Source organism: Streptomyces sp. WAC07094 (genome assembly GCF_036320405.1).
In the GTDB taxonomy this organism is placed as follows: domain Bacteria; phylum Actinomycetota; class Actinomycetes; order Streptomycetales; family Streptomycetaceae; genus Streptomyces; species Streptomyces lannensis.
Genome location: NZ_JAVMJZ010000001.1, coordinates 641,009 through 661,420 on the forward strand (window position 1 = coordinate 641,009; position 20,412 = coordinate 661,420).

The 20,412-nt window shown below is 70.4% G+C and carries 21 protein-coding genes; 10 read left to right on the top strand and 11 right to left on the bottom strand.

Annotated features, from left to right (window positions below):
• Positions 1–25 precede the first annotated feature (25 nt).
• Both rpmG and RCR19_RS02885 read right to left on the bottom strand, forming a co-directional pair.
• Complete coding sequence (gene rpmG, locus RCR19_RS02880) at positions 26–190, bottom strand: 50S ribosomal protein L33 (RefSeq protein ID WP_059128112.1); 165 nt, start codon at positions 188–190, stop codon at positions 26–28.
• 354 nt (positions 191–544) lie between these two features.
• A complete protein-coding gene (locus RCR19_RS02885) occupies positions 545–1,603 on the bottom strand; it encodes an NAD(+)/NADH kinase (RefSeq protein ID WP_331263600.1) in 1,059 nt (352 codons plus the stop codon).
• Between the two features lie 464 nt (positions 1,604–2,067).
• Here RCR19_RS02885 and RCR19_RS02890 point away from each other — a divergent pair, with 464 nt between their 5' ends.
• The 3 genes from RCR19_RS02890 (at position 2,068) to RCR19_RS02900 (ending at position 3,811) form a co-directional block, all read left to right on the top strand.
• Positions 2,068–2,997: a GNAT family N-acetyltransferase gene (locus RCR19_RS02890; RefSeq protein WP_331269324.1), complete on the top strand. Its 930-nt coding sequence runs from the start codon at positions 2,068–2,070 to the stop codon at positions 2,995–2,997.
• 142 nt (positions 2,998–3,139) lie between these two features.
• A complete protein-coding gene (locus tag RCR19_RS02895) occupies positions 3,140–3,376 on the top strand; it encodes a hypothetical protein (RefSeq protein WP_331263601.1) in 237 nt (78 codons plus the stop codon).
• A gap of 18 nt (positions 3,377–3,394) precedes the next feature.
• Positions 3,395–3,811, top strand: coding sequence for a DUF6233 domain-containing protein (locus RCR19_RS02900; RefSeq protein ID WP_331263602.1), 417 nt, complete (start codon positions 3,395–3,397; stop codon positions 3,809–3,811).
• 44 nt (positions 3,812–3,855) lie between these two features.
• On the opposite strand, the gene RCR19_RS02905 is transcribed toward RCR19_RS02900, so the two are convergent.
• From RCR19_RS02905 to RCR19_RS02915, 3 genes are all read right to left on the bottom strand, one after another.
• On the bottom strand, positions 3,856–6,501 hold the full coding sequence (locus RCR19_RS02905) for a SpoIIE family protein phosphatase (protein WP_331263603.1): 2,646 nt from the start codon (positions 6,499–6,501) through the stop codon (positions 3,856–3,858).
• A 273-nt stretch (positions 6,502–6,774) separates the two neighbouring features.
• Positions 6,775–7,185 carry a universal stress protein gene (locus tag RCR19_RS02910; protein WP_079050356.1) on the bottom strand — a complete coding sequence of 137 codons (411 nt, stop codon included), beginning with the start codon at positions 7,183–7,185 and terminating at the stop codon, positions 6,775–6,777.
• Between the two features lie 558 nt (positions 7,186–7,743).
• Positions 7,744–8,457 carry an SDR family oxidoreductase gene (locus RCR19_RS02915; RefSeq protein WP_331263604.1) on the bottom strand — a complete coding sequence of 238 codons (714 nt, stop codon included), beginning with the start codon at positions 8,455–8,457 and terminating at the stop codon, positions 7,744–7,746.
• 366 nt (positions 8,458–8,823) lie between these two features.
• Between RCR19_RS02915 and RCR19_RS02920 the strand changes: the two genes are divergently transcribed.
• Positions 8,824–9,180 (top strand): PRC-barrel domain-containing protein, encoded by a 357-nt coding sequence (locus RCR19_RS02920; protein WP_331263605.1) that lies wholly within the window; start codon positions 8,824–8,826, stop codon positions 9,178–9,180.
• A 78-nt stretch (positions 9,181–9,258) separates the two neighbouring features.
• On the opposite strand, the gene RCR19_RS02925 is transcribed toward RCR19_RS02920, so the two are convergent.
• Entirely contained in the window at positions 9,259–9,627 is a 369-nt protein-coding gene (locus RCR19_RS02925; RefSeq protein ID WP_331263606.1) for an ATP-binding protein, read from the bottom strand.
• Between the two features lie 414 nt (positions 9,628–10,041).
• Here RCR19_RS02925 and RCR19_RS02930 point away from each other — a divergent pair, with 414 nt between their 5' ends.
• From RCR19_RS02930 to RCR19_RS02945, 4 genes are all read left to right on the top strand, one after another.
• Complete coding sequence (locus tag RCR19_RS02930; RefSeq protein WP_059128105.1) at positions 10,042–10,914, top strand: helix-turn-helix transcriptional regulator; 873 nt, start codon at positions 10,042–10,044, stop codon at positions 10,912–10,914.
• The gene (locus RCR19_RS02935; RefSeq protein ID WP_331263607.1) at positions 10,911–11,162 is read left to right on the top strand and encodes a DUF397 domain-containing protein; all 252 of its coding nucleotides are present in this window, start codon (positions 10,911–10,913) and stop codon (positions 11,160–11,162) included. Before RCR19_RS02930 ends, RCR19_RS02935 begins: the two co-directional genes overlap by 4 nt.
• An 82-nt stretch (positions 11,163–11,244) precedes the next feature.
• On the top strand, positions 11,245–12,072 hold the full coding sequence (locus RCR19_RS02940) for an SAM-dependent methyltransferase (protein ID WP_331269325.1): 828 nt from the start codon (positions 11,245–11,247) through the stop codon (positions 12,070–12,072).
• A gap of 121 nt (positions 12,073–12,193) precedes the next feature.
• Positions 12,194–12,343: a hypothetical protein gene (locus RCR19_RS02945; RefSeq protein ID WP_159044925.1), complete on the top strand. Its 150-nt coding sequence runs from the start codon at positions 12,194–12,196 to the stop codon at positions 12,341–12,343.
• 33 nt (positions 12,344–12,376) lie between these two features.
• Here the strand turns inward: RCR19_RS02945 and RCR19_RS02950 are convergent, their stop codons facing one another.
• Positions 12,377–13,186 (bottom strand): hypothetical protein, encoded by an 810-nt coding sequence (locus RCR19_RS02950; RefSeq protein ID WP_331263608.1) that lies wholly within the window; start codon positions 13,184–13,186, stop codon positions 12,377–12,379.
• Positions 13,187–13,572: 386 nt separating this feature from the next.
• Here RCR19_RS02950 and RCR19_RS02955 point away from each other — a divergent pair, with 386 nt between their 5' ends.
• Complete coding sequence (locus tag RCR19_RS02955; RefSeq protein ID WP_331263609.1) at positions 13,573–14,076, top strand: universal stress protein; 504 nt, start codon at positions 13,573–13,575, stop codon at positions 14,074–14,076.
• A 55-nt stretch (positions 14,077–14,131) separates the two neighbouring features.
• Here the strand turns inward: RCR19_RS02955 and RCR19_RS02960 are convergent, their stop codons facing one another.
• The 3 genes from RCR19_RS02960 to RCR19_RS02970 form a co-directional block, all read right to left on the bottom strand.
• Positions 14,132–14,737, bottom strand: coding sequence for a hypothetical protein (locus RCR19_RS02960; RefSeq protein ID WP_331263610.1), 606 nt, complete (start codon positions 14,735–14,737; stop codon positions 14,132–14,134).
• Between the two features lie 208 nt (positions 14,738–14,945).
• A complete protein-coding gene (locus RCR19_RS02965) occupies positions 14,946–15,818 on the bottom strand; it encodes a transposase family protein (RefSeq protein ID WP_331263611.1) in 873 nt (290 codons plus the stop codon).
• Between the two features lie 174 nt (positions 15,819–15,992).
• Complete coding sequence (locus RCR19_RS02970) at positions 15,993–16,535, bottom strand: GNAT family N-acetyltransferase (RefSeq protein ID WP_331263612.1); 543 nt, start codon at positions 16,533–16,535, stop codon at positions 15,993–15,995.
• Positions 16,536–17,104: 569 nt separating this feature from the next.
• Here RCR19_RS02970 and RCR19_RS02975 point away from each other — a divergent pair.
• The gene (locus RCR19_RS02975; RefSeq protein ID WP_331263613.1) at positions 17,105–17,755 is read left to right on the top strand and encodes a hypothetical protein; all 651 of its coding nucleotides are present in this window, start codon (positions 17,105–17,107) and stop codon (positions 17,753–17,755) included.
• A gap of 34 nt (positions 17,756–17,789) precedes the next feature.
• On the opposite strand, the gene RCR19_RS02980 is transcribed toward RCR19_RS02975, so the two are convergent.
• Positions 17,790–20,102: a SpoIIE family protein phosphatase gene (locus tag RCR19_RS02980; protein WP_331263614.1), complete on the bottom strand. Its 2,313-nt coding sequence runs from the start codon at positions 20,100–20,102 to the stop codon at positions 17,790–17,792.
• Between the last annotated feature and the right edge of the window lie 310 nt (positions 20,103–20,412).

Sequence of the window (20,412 nt, forward strand, 5' to 3'; positions counted from 1 at the left end):
CTCCGCCGCAGGGCGGAGGCGTGGCTCAGCGTTCCTCGCGGAAGAGAACGTGCTCTCCCGCCACCGGGTCGTACTTGCGCAGGACGAGCCGGTCGGGGTCGTTCAGACGGTTCTTGCGCGTCACATAGGTGACGCCGGTCCCTGCCGTCGACTTCAGCTTGACGACGGGCCGCTGTGTGCTGCGTGCCATGAGGTCCTCCTTCCGCCGACACTCCGCGGATTTGACCCGCTCATGTCAGTCGCTTCTTGCAACAACGGGTTCCGTCGCCGCATTCCCGGGGTTCCGGCCGATCGTCCGGCGTCCGCACCCATCCGGTGCGTGGTGCCCGACACCCGCCCCCGGCCGGGAAACCGGCAGGGAGGCGGAGTGGCCGAACCCGTGGTCGTGAAGGGCGGTCGCCTCTCGGCGAAAGGCTCCATGAGGCTTCAGCCGAACGATCGTCCTCATGGGCGGAGGGTGAGGCCCGGGGACACTGTTCCCTTCACCACCACGGGCGCTACAACCGGTCGGACCCCGCGGACATTCCCCGCCGCCCCGGCGGTCTCACGGTGGTGGCGGCAGCTGGAGGTGACGCAGGTCGTCGGGCACCGGGCTGGAGGGCCGGAACATCGGCGCCGCCTCACCGTCCGCGGCCGTCGCGGGGGCGTCCGTGAGCCTCATCCGCTCCCGCAGCCGACCGTAGAAGTTGGTCGGGGTCAGCCTGACCAGGCGCAGGGGACGCGGGGAGGCGATCACGCCGATCCAGTCGCCGGGCTCGAGGATGGCGCGCGGCTGCCCGTCGACACTGACCGCGGCACGCCCCGAGTGGGGCAGGACGCGCAGGGCGACCGGCTCGTCGGCGTTGGCGATCACCGTACGGTTGAAGGCCATGTGCGGGGCGACCGGAGTGAAGATCACCGCGCGCATCCGCGGGGAGAGCACCGGCCCGCCCGCGGCGAAACTGTAGGCCGTCGAACCGGTCGGGGTCGCCAGGATGACACCGTCGGCCGAGTACGAGGCCAGCAGCCGGCCCGCGAAGTAGACGCCCACACTCACCTGGTGGTCCCGCGCCAGCTTCTCCACGACGATGTCGTTCAGCGCGGTGACGTCCAGCGCGATCCCCCACGGATCGTCCTCCTCGTCCGGATCGGTCGCCGGCTGCGGGGCGGGCAGCGCCGGGCCCCTGCCGTAGCAGAGCACCGCCTCCTCGGGGCTGGGCACCTCGAGCAGTCTGGACGCCCGCATCGTCAGCGTCATGCGTTCCTCGCACTCGGACTCGCCCGCGTTCACGGCGTCCAGCGCACGCTCCACGTCCGCCACCGGGGTCTCGGTCAGAAAACCGACCTTGCCCAGGTCCACGCCCAGCACCCGGATGTCCTTCTGGGCGGCGATGCGCGCTCCGCGCAGGAACGTGCCGTCCCCGCCGAGCGTCACGATGAGATCGGGGCTGCCGGCGGCCTGCACCTCCTCGCGGGGCGTGTGCCGGCTCCCCTCGCCCTGCCACACGTCGATGTCGACGCAGCCGATGCCGTGCCGTGCGCACCACGCCCGTACGGTCTGTGCTCCGGACACCGCCTCCCGGCGGCCTCCGTGCACAACGAGTCCCACCCGGCTGATCGGCATGTCATCTCCCAGCCCGCCGTCGCGTCTGTAGGCCTGTAAGCCATCGTCACAGCTTCTGCAGGTGACTGCCATGGGATCGGCCGGTACGGCGACCGGTGGAGGAGACGGTGCGCCAGATGGTCCGGTCGAGGGCCCCGGACGCCGGACGGACGGTGGCCGAGGGCACCCCGTCCACGGCGAACGGCACAGCGGGCGAGGCCCTTGCCCGTGTCACGGGCGCGGTCGCGGTCCCGTGCCGTGCCGAGGGCGGTCGAAAAGTGATTGCGGACGGCACCGCGGCTGGATACAACTTGCTGCTGGATCCCGGCCGCCAGGGCCGAGGACCACGATCCATGAGAGGAGGGGTGGGCCGATGTTCCCCATGATCACCGCGCTTGTCTCCTCCCGGGGCGGGATTCACACCGTCTGACCCCGGAGCGACGGGCGCCTTCACCGAGAGTGCCTCGACCGTGCGACAGAACGACATGACCATCCGCCCGATCACCGGGCGGGAAGAACTCGACCTTTTCAACGAACTGCCCTACCTCCTCAACGACGAACTCGCGGACGACCTCGTCCAGGGCCGCCGGCGCCCGGAGTGGATGTGGATCGCGCTGCAGGGCGACCGGCTGCTCGCGCGGACCGCGTGGTGGAGCCGCCCGGGAGTCGGCTCACCGCTGATCCTGGACCTTCTCGACATCGACGACGGCCTTCCGGAGCCGGATCGGGTGGACGTCGGCGTACGGCTCCTGGAGACCGCGACGGCCGCGACCGTCCCCGAGGGATCCCCGCGTCCGGAGTACAGCCGCATGGTCCCTCCCCGGTGGCGGGACAGCACCGCGACCAGGCGCCCCGTCCAGGACCGTATGGCCGTCCTGGAGCGCACGGGTGCCCGGCTGTTCGTCGAGCGCCTCCGCCTCGAATGGCAGCCCCGGAACCCGGCTCCCGCCGACCGTGGGCGCCTCCGGTTCAGGCCGCCCTTGGACACCGATGAGCTGCTGGCCCTGATGACCCGGGTGCTCGAGGGGACGCTGGACGCCCACAGCCGCGACGAACTGACCCGGGCTTCACCGCGCGAGGCGGCGGTGAAGCAGTACGAGGAAGAGCTGGCCCGCTATCGGACCCCTCGGGACTGGTGGCGCATCGCCACCCTGCCCGACGGCGAGCCGGTCGGCTTCGTGATCCCGGCGCACAACGGCTACAACCCGATCATCGCCTATATCGCCGTCCTGCCCGAGCAGCGCGGCAACGGCTACGTCGACGACGTGCTCGCCGAGGGCACAAGGGTCCTCGCCGGGCAGGACGTGCCCCGCATCCGGGCGTCCACGGACAGGGCCAACGTCCCGATGGCGCGGGCCTTCGCGCGCGCCGGGTATGCCACTTTCGGCGGCGAGATCAACATGACCTGGAGCTGAACGGCGACGGGCCCGCCCGTTCGTCCGACCGACCACGCCGGCCGGACGGGCGGGCCCGGCCCTTCGGAGCCGTCGGCTCCGGCGCGCCGGCCCCCGGTGCCCGGAGTCGACCAAAAAATCGAACACATGATTGAATCCGACCATGCGGCACAGACATCCCGACGACCTCGCCCAGGCCCGGCAGGAGTGGAGCGCGACGTACCGGCGGCTCGCCGAACAGCCCGGCCGGACGGGAGCGCGGGGGCGCCTGTATCGACCGTCGACAGCGGCGTTCCGTCACGCCCACCGGCAGGAGCGGAAACGGACGCCCGCCGCGTGGACGGCGCCGCGCGAACCCGGGCGGGCCGCAGTGGAGCGGGAGCGCGGAGCACGGTTCTGAGCGGGACGGACGAGCTCCATGACCGAGCTGCCACCGGATCCGGGCCGGCTCCGCGCCATCCTGGCCTACCTGGACGAGCGGGTGGCCGAGAACGAGACGGTCGGCATCTACCTGCGGCTTCAGCAGTCCGCCGTACGCGAGGCACTCGCCCGTACGCAGGAACAACGGTCCGCGCGACCGCAGCCGCGCGGACAGCGCCGCTCGAGCGCGCCCGCGGCGACGGACAGCACAAAGGGGGCGGCGGGCTTCACGGTCGAGCGGCAGAAGAGGGCGGTGGGCCCCGAGCCCGCCCGCATTCACACCGCCGACTGCACGAGCGGCGGAGCCAAGCACCCGATCGGCGCCCAGGAGGCTCGGGCGGCGCTGACGGATCCGATGGTCCAGGCGTGCCCCTTCTGCCGTCCGGACGCCGCGCTCGGCATGGACCTCGACTGAGACCGGGCGTCCCGCCCCGCGCACAGGGCCGTCGGCCCGGCCTCTCAGTCCGAGAAGGCCGAGTCCACGTCGAACCAGGTGAGGCCGAGGTCCTCGCCGGTCTCCGGGAGGGCCTGCTCGGCCCAGATCACCTTGCCCTGAGGGGTGTAGCGCGTGCCCCAGCGCTCGACCATCTGCGAGACCAGGAACAGGCCACGCCCTCCCTCGTCGGTCGTCGCGGCATAGCGCAGATGCGGGGAGGTGCTGCTGCCGTCGGCCACCTCGCAGATCAGTGTGCGGTCGCGGATCAGCCGTACATGGATCGGCTCGGAGCCGTAGCGGATGGCGTTCGTGATGAGTTCGCTCAGGACGAGTTCCATACCGAAGCCGAGTTCGGACAGGCCCCACTCCTCGAGCTTGTCGGACAGGGCCACGCGCATGCCGGACACGGCGGCCGGGTCGAACGGCACGTCCCAGTCGGCGACCCGGTCGGACGGCAGCGCACGGGTACGGGCGATCAGCAGGGCGACGTCGTCCTTGCGCCGCCCCGTGAGCAGTTCGTCCAGCACGGCCTGGCAGCTGTCCTCAGGTGACCGGTCGGGATGGCCGGCCAGCGCATTGCGCAGCATTTCCATGCCCACGTCCAGATCGCGTCTGCGGTCCTCGATGAGGCCGTCGGTGTACAGGACGAGCTGGCTGCCTTCCGGGAGCTCCAGTTCGGCCTTCTGGAACGGCATGCCACCCAGGCCGAGCGGCGGCCCGGCCGGCAGGTCGGGAAACGTCACACTTCCGCCGGGAAGGACAAGCGCCGGGCTCACATGTCCCGCGCGCGCCATGCTGCAGTAGCGCGTCACCGGGTCGTAGATCGCGTACAGACAGGTCGCGCCCACCACCCCCGCGGCCTCCGCGCTCGTCTCGTCCTGGTCGATGCGGCCCACCAGATCGTCCATGTGGCCCAGCAGTTCGTCGGGCGGCAGATCGAGCGTGGAGAAGTTGTGCACCGCCGTCCGCAGCCGTCCCATCGTCGCCGCGGCGTGCAGGCCGTGGCCGACCACGTCGCCGACGGCCAGCGCCACCCGGCTCCCGGGGAGCGGAATCACGTCGAACCAGTCTCCGCTGACACCCGACTGCGCCGGCAGATAGCGGTATCCGATCTCCAGCGCGCTCTGCTCGGGCAGGGCGCGCGGCAACAGGCTGCGCTGGAGCGTCACCGCGAGGGCGTGCTCGCGGGTGTACCTGCGGGCGTTGTCGATGCTGACCGCCGCACGGGCCACCAGCTCCTCGGCCAGCGACAACTCCTCGTCGTCGAAGGGGAGGTGCCGTTTGGAGCGCCAGAAGTTGGCCATGCCCAGCACCACGCCGCGGGCCCGGATCGGGGCGGTGATGAGCGAGTGGATGCCGTAGTCGATGATCGCCTTGGTGCGCTTGGGGTCCTGCGCATGCCAGCCCGTGGCGGTCGACAGGTCGGCCACCAGTTCCGAGCTCCCCGAACCCCAGCCGCGCGCCTGGGGCGTCGACGACACGAAGTCGATCAGACGTCCCTTCTCGTAGAGCGGGTGGTCGTTCCGGACGCCGCGCACCGTGGTGCGCCGCAGGTCGGTCGCCGTGGTGGCCGGCTCCTCGCCCTGCAGCACCGCGTCGGCGATGTCGACGGTGACGAAGTCGGCGAAGCGGGGTACCGCGACCTTCGCCAGTTCGTCCGCGGTGCGCATCACGTCGAGGGTGGTGCCGATGCTCAGTCCCGCGTCGTACAGCAGCTTGAGCCGCTCACGTGCGACCTCCGCCCTGCCGGACACCGCTTGGAGCTCGGTGGAGTCGCGCAGTGTCACCACGATTCCCTTGGGACCTCCGTCACGGTCCGTGGGCCGCTGGTTGACCGCGAGCAGACGCTCGCCCGCGAAGTGCACCTCGTCGGTGGCCTCCCGGCCGGAGATGAGCAGCGCGACGATCTCGGGGTCGAGGTTGGTCAACTCCGCCACGTGGTGTCCCTCGGCGTCCGCGGGCAGCTCCAGCAGCCGCCGGGCCTCGTCGTTCGCGAGCAGCAGCCGGCTGCCTTCACCGATGATGAGCACCCCTTCGCGTACGGAGTGCAGCACGGCGTCGTGGTGGTCGTACATGCGGGTCATCTCGGCCGGCGCCAGGCTGTGGGTCTGACGGCGCAGCCGCCTGCTCACCAGGGCCGTCACTCCGGTGGCCACGACGAGCGCGGCGGCACCGGCGCCCAGGATGATCGGCAGCTGCCGGTCCACCTGGCTGGCCACGTTCTTGACCTTCAGCCCGGCCGAGACGAGGGCCACCACCTTGCCGGAGGCGTCCTTGACGGGAACGGTGGCCTGCACTTCGTCACCGAGGGGACCGTGCACGCTCTCGGTGTAGACCTTCCCGGCCAAGGAGGGGCCGATGTTGCCCACGAACCGCTGTCCGATCCGGCTCGGCAGGGGATGGGTGTACCGGATGCCCTTGGTGTCCATCACGACGATGAAGTCGACACCCGACGCCTTGCGTCCCGCCTCGGTGAGCGGCTGGAGCACCGCCGACGGATCGGACGTCCGCAGTGCAGGAAGGATGCCCGGGGAATGGGCGAAGGTCTGGGCGACGGCGATCGAGCGGCGCTTGGCCTCGGAGCCGGTGTCCCGCTGGGACTGCAGGACGAGCGCGAAGACGGCGCAGAGGACGAGGAGTATCACCAGCGCCACCTGCATTACGAACATCTGCCCGGCGACACTTCGAGGGCTCTTGCCGGCCAGCGGACGCAAGAATATACGTCTAAACCGGGCGAGACGGTTCGCCATGGGACATTTCTAGCACCCACATTCCACGGTGGCCATGGCCTGAGGACACGAGTGCGTCACCACGCGCCCCTACCTGCCTCATGAGCACCGTCAGCACCTTCAGTCACACCGGGCACCGGGACATCATCAGCCTCGGCGAACGGGGCCGATCCCGGAAGGGCCCCGCCGTCCCCGAAGGAGAGGGCCGGGCCGTCAGGGCACCACCGTCACCGGCCACCGCGCCGCCTTGACGAGACGGACCGCGAGCGAACCGATGAACCGGTGACCCGCCTTCTCGGAGGCGCCCACGACCACCGCGTCGGCCCGCAGATCGTCCGCGGTCCGCACAAGACCGGAATAGGGGTCGCCGCGGAACGTGTGGAACTCCCAGCGCAGATTGCGGTAGACCTCGCCCAGCCGCTCGGCGTCCCGGTGGGCCTGGGCACCGATCTCCTCGGCGACCTCGGCCGAGGCCTGCGCCATGACCCCCACGACACCGGGAGCGGACGAGACCGGAATCGGCTGCACGTACACGAGCGCCAGCAGCGCGCCCTGGCGGCGGGCGAGACCCGCCGCATAGGACGCCGCCCGCCAGGAGGAGTCGGAGCCGTCGACCCCGGCCATGATGACCTTCGGCCCGTCCGTACCGAGCTCGAAAACAGGGTGCTCCCGCTCCGCGTGGTCGGCCGCTCCCCCGCCCTCGCCGGGAAGACCGTCACCGCTCGGCAGCCCGGGCGCGCCCTGCTCGTCGTCGGTCACACTCCGAGCGTAACCGGCGTGGTTCACCGGAAGTGAGTCCGCCGACCGCGCGGTGGGACACCGTTCGCGAGGTCGACGACGCCCCTGCCGGCGTGGTTGCCACCCCACTCGGCGGGGTTCCCCTCAACCCGTTCGGCACTGCCCGTGGGTGCGAACGAGTCGCTGCGTGTGCACGGCCCTGACGGCTTGCCCGGGCTGGAACGTGCCGCAACCCGTGATCACGGTGAGGGACGATGATCGTATCGGTGGTGTCGATGCCCGCAGGGACCATCACTCGGACCCATGTGCGTGCTGCACCGCACCCGTCTGTGGCGAAGACTGCGTGAGAACGGCCCCGACGACCCGTGACCAGGGTGCGGTCGCCGCGCCGCGGTGCGGACCGGCCGGCGCCCGGGCGCTGAGGACGGCGCCCGGGCATCACCGTCAGTGGCCGGCGTTCTGACCGCCGTCGACGTGGAGGATCTCGCCGGTGACGAACGGGGCGTTCTCGAGGTAGAGAACCGCGTCGACGACGTCGGCCACCTCACCCATCCGCCCGACCGGATGCATCGCGGCGAGCGTCTCGTGGTACTCCTGCGGGTGCATCGGCGTCTTGATGACGCCGAGGGCGACGGCGTTGCTGCGCACGCCCCGGGTGGCGTACTCGATGGCCAGGGACTTGGTCGCGGACTGCAGCCCGCCCTTGGTCAGCGAGGCCAGCACGGACGGCAGCGATGAGTCCGCCTGGTCGACCAGGCTGGTGGTGATCTGGACGACATGGCCTGCGCCCTGTCGGACCATCGCCTCGACCGCGAGCTGGGTGATACGGAAGAAGCCGCTCAGGTTGATCCCGGTGATCGCGTCGTAGTCCTCCCGCGTGTACTCGGTGAACGGCTTGGCGACGAAGATGCCGGCGTTGTTCACCAGCGTGTCGATACGGCCGAACCGCTCGAGCCCGGCCGCGATGACACGTTCGGCGGTGGCCGGGTCGGCGATGTCGCCCTGGACCGTGACGACGCCCGGGTCCTGGGAGGGCGCGATGGTGCGGGAGGTCGCGACGACGGCGTGGCCGAGCTTGCGGTAGGCGTCGACAAGACCGGCACCGATGCCCTGTGATGCCCCCGTGATGACCGCGACCTTGTGACCCGTGGTGTTCATGTCTGTCCTTTCGATCGGGACCGGCCACCAGGCGGCGCCGGTCACTCAGCAAAAGTAGACGACCGGTCGACAAAGTTCCAACGGCAGGAGGGCCTGCCCCGCGTCCGTGCGGCCCGTCCGACCTGCGGTGCGAGGGCGCGGCTCACACCAGGGAGGGAAGCGGTCGCAGCGGCACAGGGAACGGAAGGCAGCCGGCCGTGGGCCCGGCACAGCGGTCCGCCGGCTCCCTCCGGCGTTCGGGGCCCGGAAAGGAGCAGGTCAACCAGGCGGCACGGCGGTGCTCGGAGTAACGTGAAAACAGGCTGGTCGAGCGCGGTCGCCCAGGTCGGACGTCTGCGCAAGGCTGCGGGCCGCAAGGAGCGACGAATGATCCATTCAGCCGATATCCGCGAGTGGCGCAACCGCGACGTGGTCGACCCCAAGGGACAGAAGATCGGAGCCCTGGAAGCGGTCTACGTCGACACGACGACCGACGAACCGGCCATGGTCACCGTCCGTACCGGCCTGCCGACACGGCAGCGGCTGGTCTTCGTCCCCGTCGACGAAGCGGTCGTCGGGCCCGGTTACGTGAAGGTGACACACCCCAAAGGGCTGGTGAAGAAGGCGCCGTCCATGGGCGTGGACGACATTCTGCCGGTCGAGCGGGAAGCAGAGATCTTCCAGCACTACGACAGGGCCTATGCACCCGGCGCCCACCACGGACGCCGGCTCGCACGCCGCTGAACACGGCCTGTCCGTCGGCCGGCCCGGATGCGGGTCGGCCGTTGCTCGACGCCTGGGCGCATCCGCTGCGCCCGGCATTCAAGGCCGCGAGGGGAGCGGAGCAACCACCTGGCGCTCGCCGGGGAACGCCAGGGTCGCCCACACGGCGTTCCCCATGGTGAGCGCCGAACGATCCGCCCCCCAGGACTCCGCCATCTCCTGCACGAGCAGCAGACCCCGGCCGCACTCGTCGTCACTGCCCGGCTGGCGCCGCGGCAGGTCACGGCCGGTGAGGTCTTCGTCGTGGACCTCCAGGCGCAGCCTTGTGTCCGAGACCAGCTGGGCCCCGCACAGGATGCGGGTGCTGAGCGTGTGGATGACCGCGTTCGTGACCAGTTCGGACACGAGCAGAACGGCGTCTCCGACGATTTCGGCGGGCAGTCGCCGCGAGGCCAGCCATGCCTCCACGGAGTGCCGGGCGACCCGGACGCTGGACCGGTGCGGGGGGAGCTCCAGCCAGTGCGCCCGGTGAGGACCGGCCGTCTCTAAGAGCTGGGGCGAGGCAGGCGTGTGGGGGGACACGGCGGGCGCCTTCCATACGGGGCGGCAGACGGGGAGGGTGAGCGACGGGCCGGTCCCGAGGAGGTTGTCCTGCGGGCTGCAACTCGAATGCGGATGCGCGCCAACCCCCTTGGATGAAGGGGACGTTGACGAAGTGGTCGGGCTCGCACCAACGAGAGGGCTCACACAAGTAATCATGCTCGCAGGCGAGTTCACGCTGCAACCGCATCCCTGATAATTTCAGGATGACGGTATGGGCCTGGCGGCTTCATCAAGTCGCTGTCAGACTCGTACTGGTGACAGTCCCTCAGGAGGTAGGGCGTGAGCGAGGCTCGTTCGGGTTCCGGCACCAGTGCACCCACCGTTCTGCGCATGATCCTCGGCCGGCGGCTGCAGGACCGGCGGCAGGGCGCGGGGGTGTCGCTGGAGGATGCCGCCAAGGCCTTGCGTGTGAAGTCGCTGACCATCCGCCGTCTGGAGAAGGCGGAGGTCGGTCTCAAGCCGCTGTATGTGGAAAAGCTGCTGGAGACCTACGGGGCCGATCAGCAGGAGATCGACGAGTTCGTCGCCCTCGCCGAACAGGCCAATGAGCCCGGCTGGTGGCACGCGTACCGCGATGTACTGCCCAACTGGTTCACCGCTTATGTGAGCCTGGAGTCCGGCGCGAAGACCCTGCGCACCTATGAGCCCCACTACGTCACGGGGCTGCTCCAGACGCACGGGTACGCACGCGCCGTTCTGCGCGGGGGTTTTCCGAACGAGAACGAGGAGGACCTCCAGCGGCGCGTGGATCTGCGCCTGACCCGCCAGAGGCTGCTCGAGGGCTCGGACGCGCCGACCCTCTGGGTGGTGATGGAGGAGGCCGTGCTCCATCGGGTGGTGGGCGGGGCCGAGGTGATGCGCGAGCAGATCGACCGGCTCCTCGAGGTCTCGGAGCTCGACCACATCAGCCTCGACGTCGTCCCGTTCACCGCGGGTGCCCACGTGGGCGCGTGCGCGCCGTTCACCTATTTCCGGTTCGAGGAGCCGGAACTCCCCGACATCGTCTACAGCGAGATCCTCTCCGCCTCCGTGTACCTGGACCAGCGCTCGGACGTCGTGGCGCATCTGGAGGCGCACAACCGGATGTCCCTGCTGACCTCGTCCGCGGACAGCAAGGCGCTCTTGAACCGCATGCGCAAGGAGTACTCATGAGCACCTTCGACAGCCTTGTCTACAACGGTATGCCCGCGTCGGACCTCGGCGAGCAGGGCTGGGAGTGCCCGTGGAGCGGCCCCAACGGGGGCCAGTGCGTGGAAGCGAAGCAACTGGCTGACGGTCGTGTCGCGGTGCGGCAGTCCACCGATCCGGCCGGCCCCGCGCTGATCTACACACCGCAGGAGATCGCCGCGTTCGTCGCGGGGGTCAAGAAGGGCCTGGCCGACCACTTGGCGACCGGTTGAAGCACCCGATGAGCGGCGAGGATCCCGGCCGGCCCCGGCCTCGACCCGCCCGCACGCCCGACACACCACCGAAAGGGAGATGATGACCAACTCGCACGCCGCGCGGGGCATCGACACCAGCAGGCCGCACTCGGCCCGCATGTACGACTACTACCTCGGCGGCAAGGACCACTTCGAGGTCGACAAGCAGGCCGCCGAGACGGTCGCGACCGCCTACCCGGGCATCTTCGTCTGCGCCCGGGAGAACCGGGCCTTCATGCACCGCGCCACGCGTGTCCTGGCCCGGGAGCACGGCATCCGGCAGTGGCTGGACATCGGCACGGGCATCCCCACCGAGCCGAACCTGCACCAGGTCGCCCAGTCGGTGGTTCCCGACGCCCGGGTGGTCTACGCGGACAACGACCCGCTCGTCCTCAAGTACGCCGAGCGCCTGATGCGGAGCACCCCGCAGGGCCGCACGACCTACATCGAGGCGGACGCCAACGACCCCGAGACCCTGCTGACCGCACCCGAGTTGGCCGAGGTGCTCGACCTGAACCGTCCGGTGGCCCTGTCGCTGAACGCGCTGATGCACTTCATCACCGACGCGCGGGACCCGTACGGGATCGTGGGCCGTCTGCTGGACGTCCTGCCCTCCGGAAGTGCCCTGGCGCTGAGCCACTGCACGCCCGACTTCGATCCGCAGACCTGGGAGAAGGTCACCGCCATCTACACGGGGGCGGGGACACCGGTGCAGTTCCGGGCCCAGAAGGACGTCGCCCGCTTCTTCGACGGACTCGAACTGCTCGACCCGGGCATCGTCGTCGGGCACCGCTGGCGCCCCGAAGCCGGACAGGGGCACACCGCCACGGACGAGCCGCCCACGGACGCCCAGGTCAGCCTGTGGGTCGGAGTCGGCATCAAGCCGTAGCGAGCAGCGGCAGGACGAGATGAACCGGTCGGAAGGGACGTGGCACATGTCGGCGATGAACTCGGTGCGCCCCGGCTCCTGTTCCGGGGTGGCGCCGCAGGGCTCCAGGGAGCGATGCGACGTGCGGAAGACCCGAACGGCCGCCGAACTCAAGACCTATCGCGCGTACGTGGCCCATGTGTCGTGCTGCGGGCAGTGCGGGCCGAGGCGCTGCCCCGTCGGCGCCGCACTGTGCCGGGCCTATCTCAAGGAGGTCAACTCGCTCAGGTGAAACCGGCTCGGCAGCCTGCCCACCGTCCGGTCCTCAGCACGGCTCGCGGCAGTCGTCGACCGGTGGCTCGTGCAGGGGCACTCGGCCGACGCCAGGCGCGGACGGGTCGGTGCGCCCCGACGAAACCGGCACGGGCAGCGTCATCCCGATCGGATGTCTCGGGAGCGGGACCGCACCGGACAGCAGTGCTGTCCCCAACTGCCGTACCTTGCTAGCGCGTCCGTGGAACAGGCCCAGGACGATCGCGGCCGACACGGCGATCAGGTGTTCCCGGCCGGCCAGGTTGGGCTCGGCGATCGACTCCCACACCATCGAACCGCCGGTCAGCGTGAACACGACGGGGGCCCGCCGGACGACGGCGAGGTACGTGAACAGGCCCACGACCGCGGCGGACGGTCCCGTGTCGAGCACCTGGCCGATTCGGGGCGGCAGACCGAAGCCGCACCAGCCCGGCCCGAGCGCGATCATCACGCGCACCGTCAGCGTTCCGGCGAGCGTGGTCGCATAGGAGACCAGCAGCGTGCGAGCCCGGCCCAGGACCAGTTCGGCCAGGGCGAAGGCGAGGAACAGCTGGGTGATGCCCGCCCACACCGGTAGGTCGAGGGCCGGCACGTACAGCGACACCGGTGTACGCAGCAGCGCCAGCCACAACGGCAGGTCGGCCGTGACGCCGCCCAGGATCCGCACCGCCGTCGCACCCGTGGGCCGTTGGGCGATCGCATGGAAGAGGATCACGCCGAAGCCGGCGACGAAGGCGAGCGACAGACCGGACAATCCACGCCGCAGCAACCGGCGCACCGGGTCGACGACGATGCCGTGCCACTCGCCGCGCAGGGTGCGCACGACAAAGCGTGCGACCCGGACCCGTGCGGCGACCGGCCGACCGGGCCCGGCATCGCTCGCGGCGGCCGGTGATCCGTCGTCGACTGTGCCCGCGGCCCCACGCCGGTAACCGGCCGGACCGTGGTCCCACTCCACCCCTTGTCGACGCAAGAAATCCCCCCGGCGTCCATGAAACGCACAATCGTACGGTTCGAAATCCGGACCGGACAAGACACAGGGGTGCCGGGCGCACCGCAGGACCGTCGACCGGGCGGGCGCACCGGTCAGCGGCAGCGACGCGGAGGATCCGCCGCCCTCGCATCGGCCGCGCTCCTTGCTTCCGACCGGGCGCGGTGGGGGATGCTGCAGACGATCGGCAGCGACCAACGCGGAAAGCCGGAGAGCCCATGAGCGTCATCGTCTGGATCACCGAAGGCACCTGGCCCGCCTGCGTGGACGCCGCGGTCACCCGCGCCACGCCGGACGAGGAGATCGTGCTGCTGTACGTTTGCGAGGACACGGTCCCCGAGACGGCCCACGGCGCGTTCGCCGGGCTGCTCGGCCGCGGTCATCCCGAACGCGACCCGGGACATCGCATCGAGGTGCTGTCCGAGGCCGCCGCACAGGAACTCCTCGACACCGCCGAACGGCACCTGGGCGGTCCCGCCCGCCAAGTCCTCGTCCGCGGGCGCACGGAACGGAGGGTGGTGGAGGCGGCCACCGGAGCCGACCTGCTGGTCTGCGCACGTGACGGCGACCGCTCCCGGCTCGGACCGCACAGTCTGGGCCCCATGACCCGGTTCGTGGTCGACCACGCCCCCTGCCCCGTCCTGCTGGTGTGGCCGGAGGAGGCCCCACCGACCGAACTGCCGCCGCCTCCCCCGCCGCACGGCCCGGGCCGCCACCACTGACCCCCGGCGCGCCTGTCATGAGATCCCGTTCTCCCACGTCACTCGCACGACCTGATCACCTGCCGCCCTCGTCGTAGTCGTAGTCGCTGTAGTAGTGATCCTCGCGCTCGACGAGGACGCGCTCACGGACCACTCGGAAGCTGCCCACCACACCGTCCTCGACCTCCACACCGCCCCTGACATGGCGGGGGAAGAGCCCGTTGGTCGAGCTGAACGGGCCGACCGTGGCGATCGGAGCGCCGTCGCCGCAGGTGGCGCCGCTGAACACCTCGACGGTCTCCTTGCTGTCGTTGCGGACGTTCAGCGTCTTGGACCCGAGGCCGCTGACCACCGTGATGCAGCCGTAGGGGACTGCGGCGTAATCACGCTCGTTGACATGGACCGCCTCGGGGTCACCGCCGTAGAAGTCCCAGCCGTCGAGGCTCCTGCCGTGGTCGGTGTCGCCGTTGTCACGGCCGTCGCCGTCGCCGTGACGGTTGTCGCCGTAACCGTTGTCTCCCTTGTCGTCGCTCTCCGGAGCCGCGGCCGAGGCGACGGCTGCCCGCTGGGCCGCCGCAGCCGCCAGCGGCACGGAAGCGACGGAGGCGTACGTGATCACCGTGGCCATCAGGGCCGCGCCGGCCGCGACAGCGGCTGTCACAGCAGTGGAATGCGTTGCCATGTCACTTCTCCTGTCTCAGACACCTCGACTGTGAGCCCATGCGCAAACGAAGGTACCGAGCATGCATATTTCAGTCATGTCGGATATGCGGATGTATGAGAAAGAATACGTTTGGAGTAATCAATGCTGTGACGCGCCGTCACCAGTAACGGTCTCGGGGGAAATTGAGCTTCGGGCGTGCTCGCCTGGAGGCTCGGCTGGTGGGTGATCAGCGGGCGGTGTCGCGGACGAGGACGAGTTCGGTGCTCGTCCGGCGGCGGGTTGCCCGCTGCGCGGATCGGCCGGAGACGAGCGAGGCGATCGCGAGATGGGTCTCGGCGTAGGTATCGCGGCGTCCGGTGAATCGGCGCAGGGGTGCCCACTGGCGGAGCTCGGCGTCGGTGTGCTCCACGCAGATCCTCGCCGAGGACTGCCGCCGCCGTGTCTCGCGCCAGGCGTGCGTGTCACCGTCGCACGCCTCGTCCTTGGGCTTGTTCGGTGGGGCGCCGACCTGGCCGGGGAATTCTTTGGCCAGCCCGAGGTAGCCGGAGTCGACCTTCGCCTTCACGCCGAGACGGATGCGGAACTGCTCGGCGATGCCCTCGGTGCGCACGGCGGTCTGGTCGTGCATCCGGCCCGGGTGGACCACGCCGGACAGCAGCAGGCGGCCCTGGCCGTCGCTGAACGTGGTGGTCTTGATGGTGTTCTGCTTACGTTTGCCGGAGACGAAGGCCCGGCGCCCGGGGCGGTCGGCCTGTGGGCGGCGGACCTGGGTCTCGGCCCCGTCGAGCCGCAGCTCAACACCCTCCGCCTCGGCATGGGCGAAGACGTCCCCCAGCGTTTTCAGCCGCAGGCCGGGCCGGTCCGGCACTGCGAAACCACGGGCCGCCAGCAGCGGGCGGACCTGGCGGATGGCCGCGGAGACGGTGGAGCGATCCACCTCGAAGAGCTCGGCGAGCACCATGTGCGGCAACTGATGGCGCAGATGGACCAGGGTGACCAGCAGCCGATCGAGGAAGACCAGCTTGGGCTTTCGGCCACCGCCCTCCGCCCTCCGACGCCCCGGGCCTCGCGGAGCACGGACTGCCGCGCGGCCTCCCACGCACTGGCGAGCTCGGCGAACAACTCGCCGAAATGTGCGCGTGAGACGCCGGACAGGGCAGGATGGGAACAGGCCGCGCGGGCCCAGGTCAGCTTCACAACTCACCCAACCTGTGCGGCCCTTCTCATGTCACGGCCCGACAAGGACGCTCACGATTCCGCCGCGGCCGTACAGCTACCCGGCCTGGATCGCGTCAGCCGGGATCTCGAAGACGAGCTCGAGCCCGTCGCGCTCGTTCCCCTGCTCGCCAACGCACGTGAAACCGAAGCCCGCGATGGTGGCCAAGGAGGCGTCGTTGCCGGATCCGATCCTGGCGCGCACGGTCCTGACACCGGGTTCGGCGGCGGCCCTGACGAGCAGCGCTGCCAGCATGGCGCGGGCATAGCCCTGGCGGCGGTACCCGGGCACGACGGTGTAGCCGACCTCGACCATGCCGGCCTCGTCCGGCGGCCCATGGAACCCGGCGTCGCCGACAACGGCCCCGTCCGGCTCGGACACCGCGGCCCGCACGATCCAGGGCGCGACAGAGGGGTCCTCGGCGAGCTGGCCAGCGCGATAGCCGAAGATCCCGCGGGCCCGGTCGGAGACGAAGTACTCGTCAAGGGCGACCCCGGCCTCGGCGCTGCCGCCAGCGAGGTCACCCTCGGCAAGCGCCCGGAGCGCCCTTGCGCTGAGCTCGACGAAGCGGACGCGTTTGGGGAGAAGTTCGCTAGTCATCGCGGAGATGCTCGCCCAGCACCGCAAGGCTGTCCACCGCTTTACGGACTCGGCGGACACGGTGATCGTCCCGGATGGACCGTCCGCGACACCGCCTGACTGTGCACGAGCCGCCAGGCTGGCACGCCCGAAACTCAATTTCCCCCGAAGTCGTAGGCCCTGGCCGCTCCTGAGTCGCCGTCACGCACCTGGGCCATACGCTGCGACACCACCACACGGCGTGCCCGGTGAGGCGAGGTCACGTCTTCCGGGCGAGCGGGCACGGGTGGAGCAGCCACCGGACCTCACGCATGCGGGTCCGCGAAACAGGTTCTCGAAAGGCCGCGTTGAGGTCTTTCTCCGGAGCGCACCGTGCGCTTCGCCGTAGTCACCTCGGCTCCCGCGGAGGGCGAAATCATCACCAGAGCGGAACAATTCGGCTGCACTCGTACGTAGTATCTGTACACCGAGACATTGCACGGCAGTTACGTTGCCGCCACCTGAACACGAGGCCGGAAGCGCGGGCGTGTTCCGCTCGACGCCCGACAGTCCTCCGTCCCGGCCGGTGAACCGAGGAGAGGGTCGACACCATGTCGGAGAGCACCACCACCCGCACGGAACTGACAGCGCAGTACACCGCCCAGGTGACCGGTGACCTCGAGCACAACGTCAAGGAACAGGACCGCGTCAACGGCGAGATCCAAGCACTGCAGCAGTTGCTGGCCGCGCTCAGGCACGACCACGCGATGCTGGTGAACATGCAGCAGGCGCTCGGCGTCTCCCCCGCACCGGAGGGGCCCACGGCCACCGGGATCGGCGCCGCGGTGCCCGCGCCGCGTGAGAAGGAGTCCGCCGAGCCGAGCGCCGGGAAGCGTACGCGCGCCAAGACGGCCGACGCCGCCTCCGGCCGGGCGCCGGCCGGGAAGCGGGGCGGGAAGAAGCCCGCCGGCAAGGCCCCGGCCACGAAGGCGGCGCAGCCCACGCTCGTCGAACTCGTCCGCGGCCATCTGTCCGCACTGGACGAACCGCGTTCCGCGGCCGAAGTGGCCGGCGCACTCGGCCAGGCACACCCCGAGCGCGACATCAGGACGACGGTCGTACGCACCACGCTCGAGGGACTCGTGGCGAAGAACCAGGCCCAGCGCGGCAAGCAGGGCACATCCGTCTTCTACACCACCGCTGACAGGCCCGAACCGGCTGCGGCACCCGAAGCTGGGGTTCAGCCGGAACGCGGCGCGTAGGGGAGCGGGACGGAGCCGTGCCGGGCGGCACGGCTCAGATCCGGTGAGCGCTGTCCGGTGTCAGTTCCTGCTCGGCCCAGATGCACTTGCCGTCGTCCAGATACCGGGTGCCCCAGCGCCGGGAGAGCGCGGACACCAGATGCAGTCCCCGTCCGCCCTCGTCCATCTGCGTGGCCCGCCGGATGCGCGGGGTCGTGAGGCTGCCGTCGTACACCTCGCAGATGAGCGATCCGCTGCGCAGCAGACGCAGGCGCAGCGGTCCCTTCGCGTGCCGTATCGCGTTTCCGACCAGCTCACTCACGACGATCTCCGTGGTGGGTTCCAGGTCGTTGAGCCTCCAGCGGGCCAGTTGCCGTCGCACGAGCTCGCGTGACTCCGACGCCGCCGTGGGGCTCTCGGTCAGCGCCCACGACGCGACGTCGTCGGGCGCGGTCACCCGGGTGTGGGTGAGGAACAGTGCCGCGTCGTCGACGGCCCGCGGCCGGTCCTGCGTCAGTTGCGTCGTGATGAGGTCGCACAGCCGGCCCAGGCACGCTCCGCCGTCGCCGTCACATGCCCGGGAGAAGTACGAGGTCTCCTCCAGGGCGTCGGCCACCGCGCTCACCAGCAGTGCGACACCTTCGTCCGCGTCGCGGTCGACGGACCGCAGCAGTCCGTCCGTGTAGAAGACGAGAACGCACTGCTCCGGCAGAAGCAGCTCCTGGGTGTCGAAGGGCGGCTCGGCCGCTCCGAGAGGCGGATTGGCGACCAGTACCGGCCGGTGCAGCGTGCCGTCGGGATGGACGACGACGGGCGGAGGATGGCCCGCCAGGCAGAAGGTGCAGATACGGCTCACCGGGTCGTACACCGCGTACAGACAGGTGACGTAGGAGTCGTCACCCAGCTCTTTCACCAGGTCGTTCAGGTGGCCGAACATCTCGTCCGGCGGCATCTCCAGGTCGGCGAGAGTGTGCACCGCCGTACGCAGCCGACCCATGGTGGCCGCCTCGGCTATGCCATGTCCCATCACGTCGCCGACCACCATGGCGACCCGGTCGGCAGAGAGGGGTATCAGGTCGTACCAGTCACCGCCCACTGCCGCACCCTCGCTCGCGGGGAGGTAGGACGCGGCCGCGGTCACCGCCGGCAGCCGGGGCAGTGACCTGGGCAGCAGTCCGCGCTGCAGAGACTGCGCGCGGCTGTGTTCGGCGTCGTACAGGCGGGCCCGTTCCAGGGCCTGTGCCACCAGCCCGCTCAGCGCGGTCAGGAGGGTGCGCTCCTCGTCGGTGAACGTGCGCGGCAGGGCGAAGGATATGACGCAGCACCCGAACTCCTGCCCGGACGCGCTCAGGGGAAGGAAGGCCCAGGAGTTCTTGTCGGGATGGGTCATCCTGCGCAGTTCCGGATAACGGCGTACGAAGTCCGCGGTGCTTTCGACGAACACCGGACGACGTCGGCGCAGGACGTCGGTCATCAGAACGTTCGCGTCGGTCGGGAGGCCTTCGAGACGATCCTCCAGGAACTCCTCGGCGTATCCGACGGATCCGACGACGTGCAGGCGCCCGTTCTCGTTCGCCTCGATGACGAGCCCGTCGGCTCCGAAGGGCGGCAGCACGTGATCGGCGACCACCCCGACGACGTCCCGTGTCGTGAACGCCTCGGCCAGGGCCGTCGTCAGCTCCGCCATCCGGGCCGTCTGCCGGGCGGCACTCCCGCGGGATCTCGTGGCATCTGCGGGCTCCAGGGGGTCGGCCGGGACCGCGCGACCCGTGACCGGCTCGCGGCCGGTCGCCCCTCGGCAGGGCGCCGGATCGACCGTGCGCTGTCCCAGCCACTGGGCGGACCAGCCGGCCACCGCCGTCAGGAACGAGCATCCCGAGGCGTCCGGCTTGCGGTCGTCGGACAGGAACAGTGTGAGGACTCCGAGCGGTCGCGCCGTACCGGGGACGGGAACGGCCACCGCGCCATGGCTCTCGATCCGGGGGCTGCCCTCCTCGCTCCAGCACAGGACACCCTCGCGCATGGCCCGTACGGGCACCAGGTCCCGGTCGATCGCGAGATACGCCCACTCGTCCGTGACCTTGTTCGGCAGTCCGCTGGACGCGACGAGATACAGACCGTCCGGCGTCTCGCACGGGAGGTGGACAACGCCTCCCAGCGCCCCCACCTCGGCCGTCGCCTGCTGGAGTGCCAGCGTCATCGCCTCGTGCACCGACAGGTCGTCGCCCTGGGCCTCGAGCAGAGCCAGCCTGGCCACCGTGGAACGCCGGGTGAATACGGGACCTGCGTCGTCTGTCATCGTCGTGCCCGCCCGCGGCCGCACTCCGGAGCCGGTGCCGGCGCGAACGGCTGCTTGGACATCGTTCATCGCCTTGCTCCAGCTTACGTCGCCGTATCGGCACACCGGAGCGCCGCGAGGACCGTCCCGGTGCGCCCGGTGCTCCCGGGGGCGGGAGGCGCCTTCCTCGACACCGGGGCCGAGGGCACGGCCCGGTTGGCGGACGGCGGCCGGTCACCGCCGCTCCGTCTCCTCGGACCGCGGTCTCGAAGGCGGGCGCCCCGCCCACGCCGACGAGCGCCGCCGTAGTGCCCACGGCCCGCAGTCCTGACATGAACCCGGTGTTCATGAACCGGCGGCCCAGGCAGGACAGAAGCGTCAGGTGGGCGCCGTCCCCGCC

Bases quoted from the DNA above. Each gene is read 5' to 3' on its own strand.
- RCR19_RS02960 (WP_331263610.1), bottom strand. From the start codon at position 14,737: ATGGCAACGCATTCCACTGCTGTGACAGCCGCTGTCGCGGCCGGCGCG.
- RCR19_RS02910 (WP_079050356.1), bottom strand. From the start codon at position 7,185: ATGGCCGGGGTCGACGGCTCCGACTCCTCCTGGCGGGCGGCGTCCTAT.
- RCR19_RS02895 (WP_331263601.1), top strand. From the start codon at position 3,140: ATGCGGCACAGACATCCCGACGACCTCGCCCAGGCCCGGCAGGAGTGG.
- rpmG (WP_059128112.1), bottom strand. From the start codon at position 190: ATGGCACGCAGCACACAGCGGCCCGTCGTCAAGCTGAAGTCGACGGCA.
- RCR19_RS02890 (WP_331269324.1), top strand. From the start codon at position 2,068: ATGACCATCCGCCCGATCACCGGGCGGGAAGAACTCGACCTTTTCAAC.
- RCR19_RS02885 (WP_331263600.1), bottom strand. From the start codon at position 1,603: ATGCCGATCAGCCGGGTGGGACTCGTTGTGCACGGAGGCCGCCGGGAG.
- RCR19_RS02975 (WP_331263613.1), top strand. From the start codon at position 17,105: ATGTCGGAGAGCACCACCACCCGCACGGAACTGACAGCGCAGTACACC.
- RCR19_RS02900 (WP_331263602.1), top strand. From the start codon at position 3,395: ATGACCGAGCTGCCACCGGATCCGGGCCGGCTCCGCGCCATCCTGGCC.
- RCR19_RS02980 (WP_331263614.1), bottom strand. From the start codon at position 20,102: ATGAACGATGTCCAAGCAGCCGTTCGCGCCGGCACCGGCTCCGGAGTG.
- RCR19_RS02935 (WP_331263607.1), top strand. From the start codon at position 10,911: ATGAGCACCTTCGACAGCCTTGTCTACAACGGTATGCCCGCGTCGGAC.
- RCR19_RS02955 (WP_331263609.1), top strand. From the start codon at position 13,573: ATGAGCGTCATCGTCTGGATCACCGAAGGCACCTGGCCCGCCTGCGTG.
- RCR19_RS02915 (WP_331263604.1), bottom strand. From the start codon at position 8,457: ATGAACACCACGGGTCACAAGGTCGCGGTCATCACGGGGGCATCACAG.
- RCR19_RS02905 (WP_331263603.1), bottom strand. From the start codon at position 6,501: ATGTTCGTAATGCAGGTGGCGCTGGTGATACTCCTCGTCCTCTGCGCC.
- RCR19_RS02920 (WP_331263605.1), top strand. From the start codon at position 8,824: ATGATCCATTCAGCCGATATCCGCGAGTGGCGCAACCGCGACGTGGTC.
- RCR19_RS02940 (WP_331269325.1), top strand. From the start codon at position 11,245: ATGACCAACTCGCACGCCGCGCGGGGCATCGACACCAGCAGGCCGCAC.
- RCR19_RS02970 (WP_331263612.1), bottom strand. From the start codon at position 16,535: ATGACTAGCGAACTTCTCCCCAAACGCGTCCGCTTCGTCGAGCTCAGC.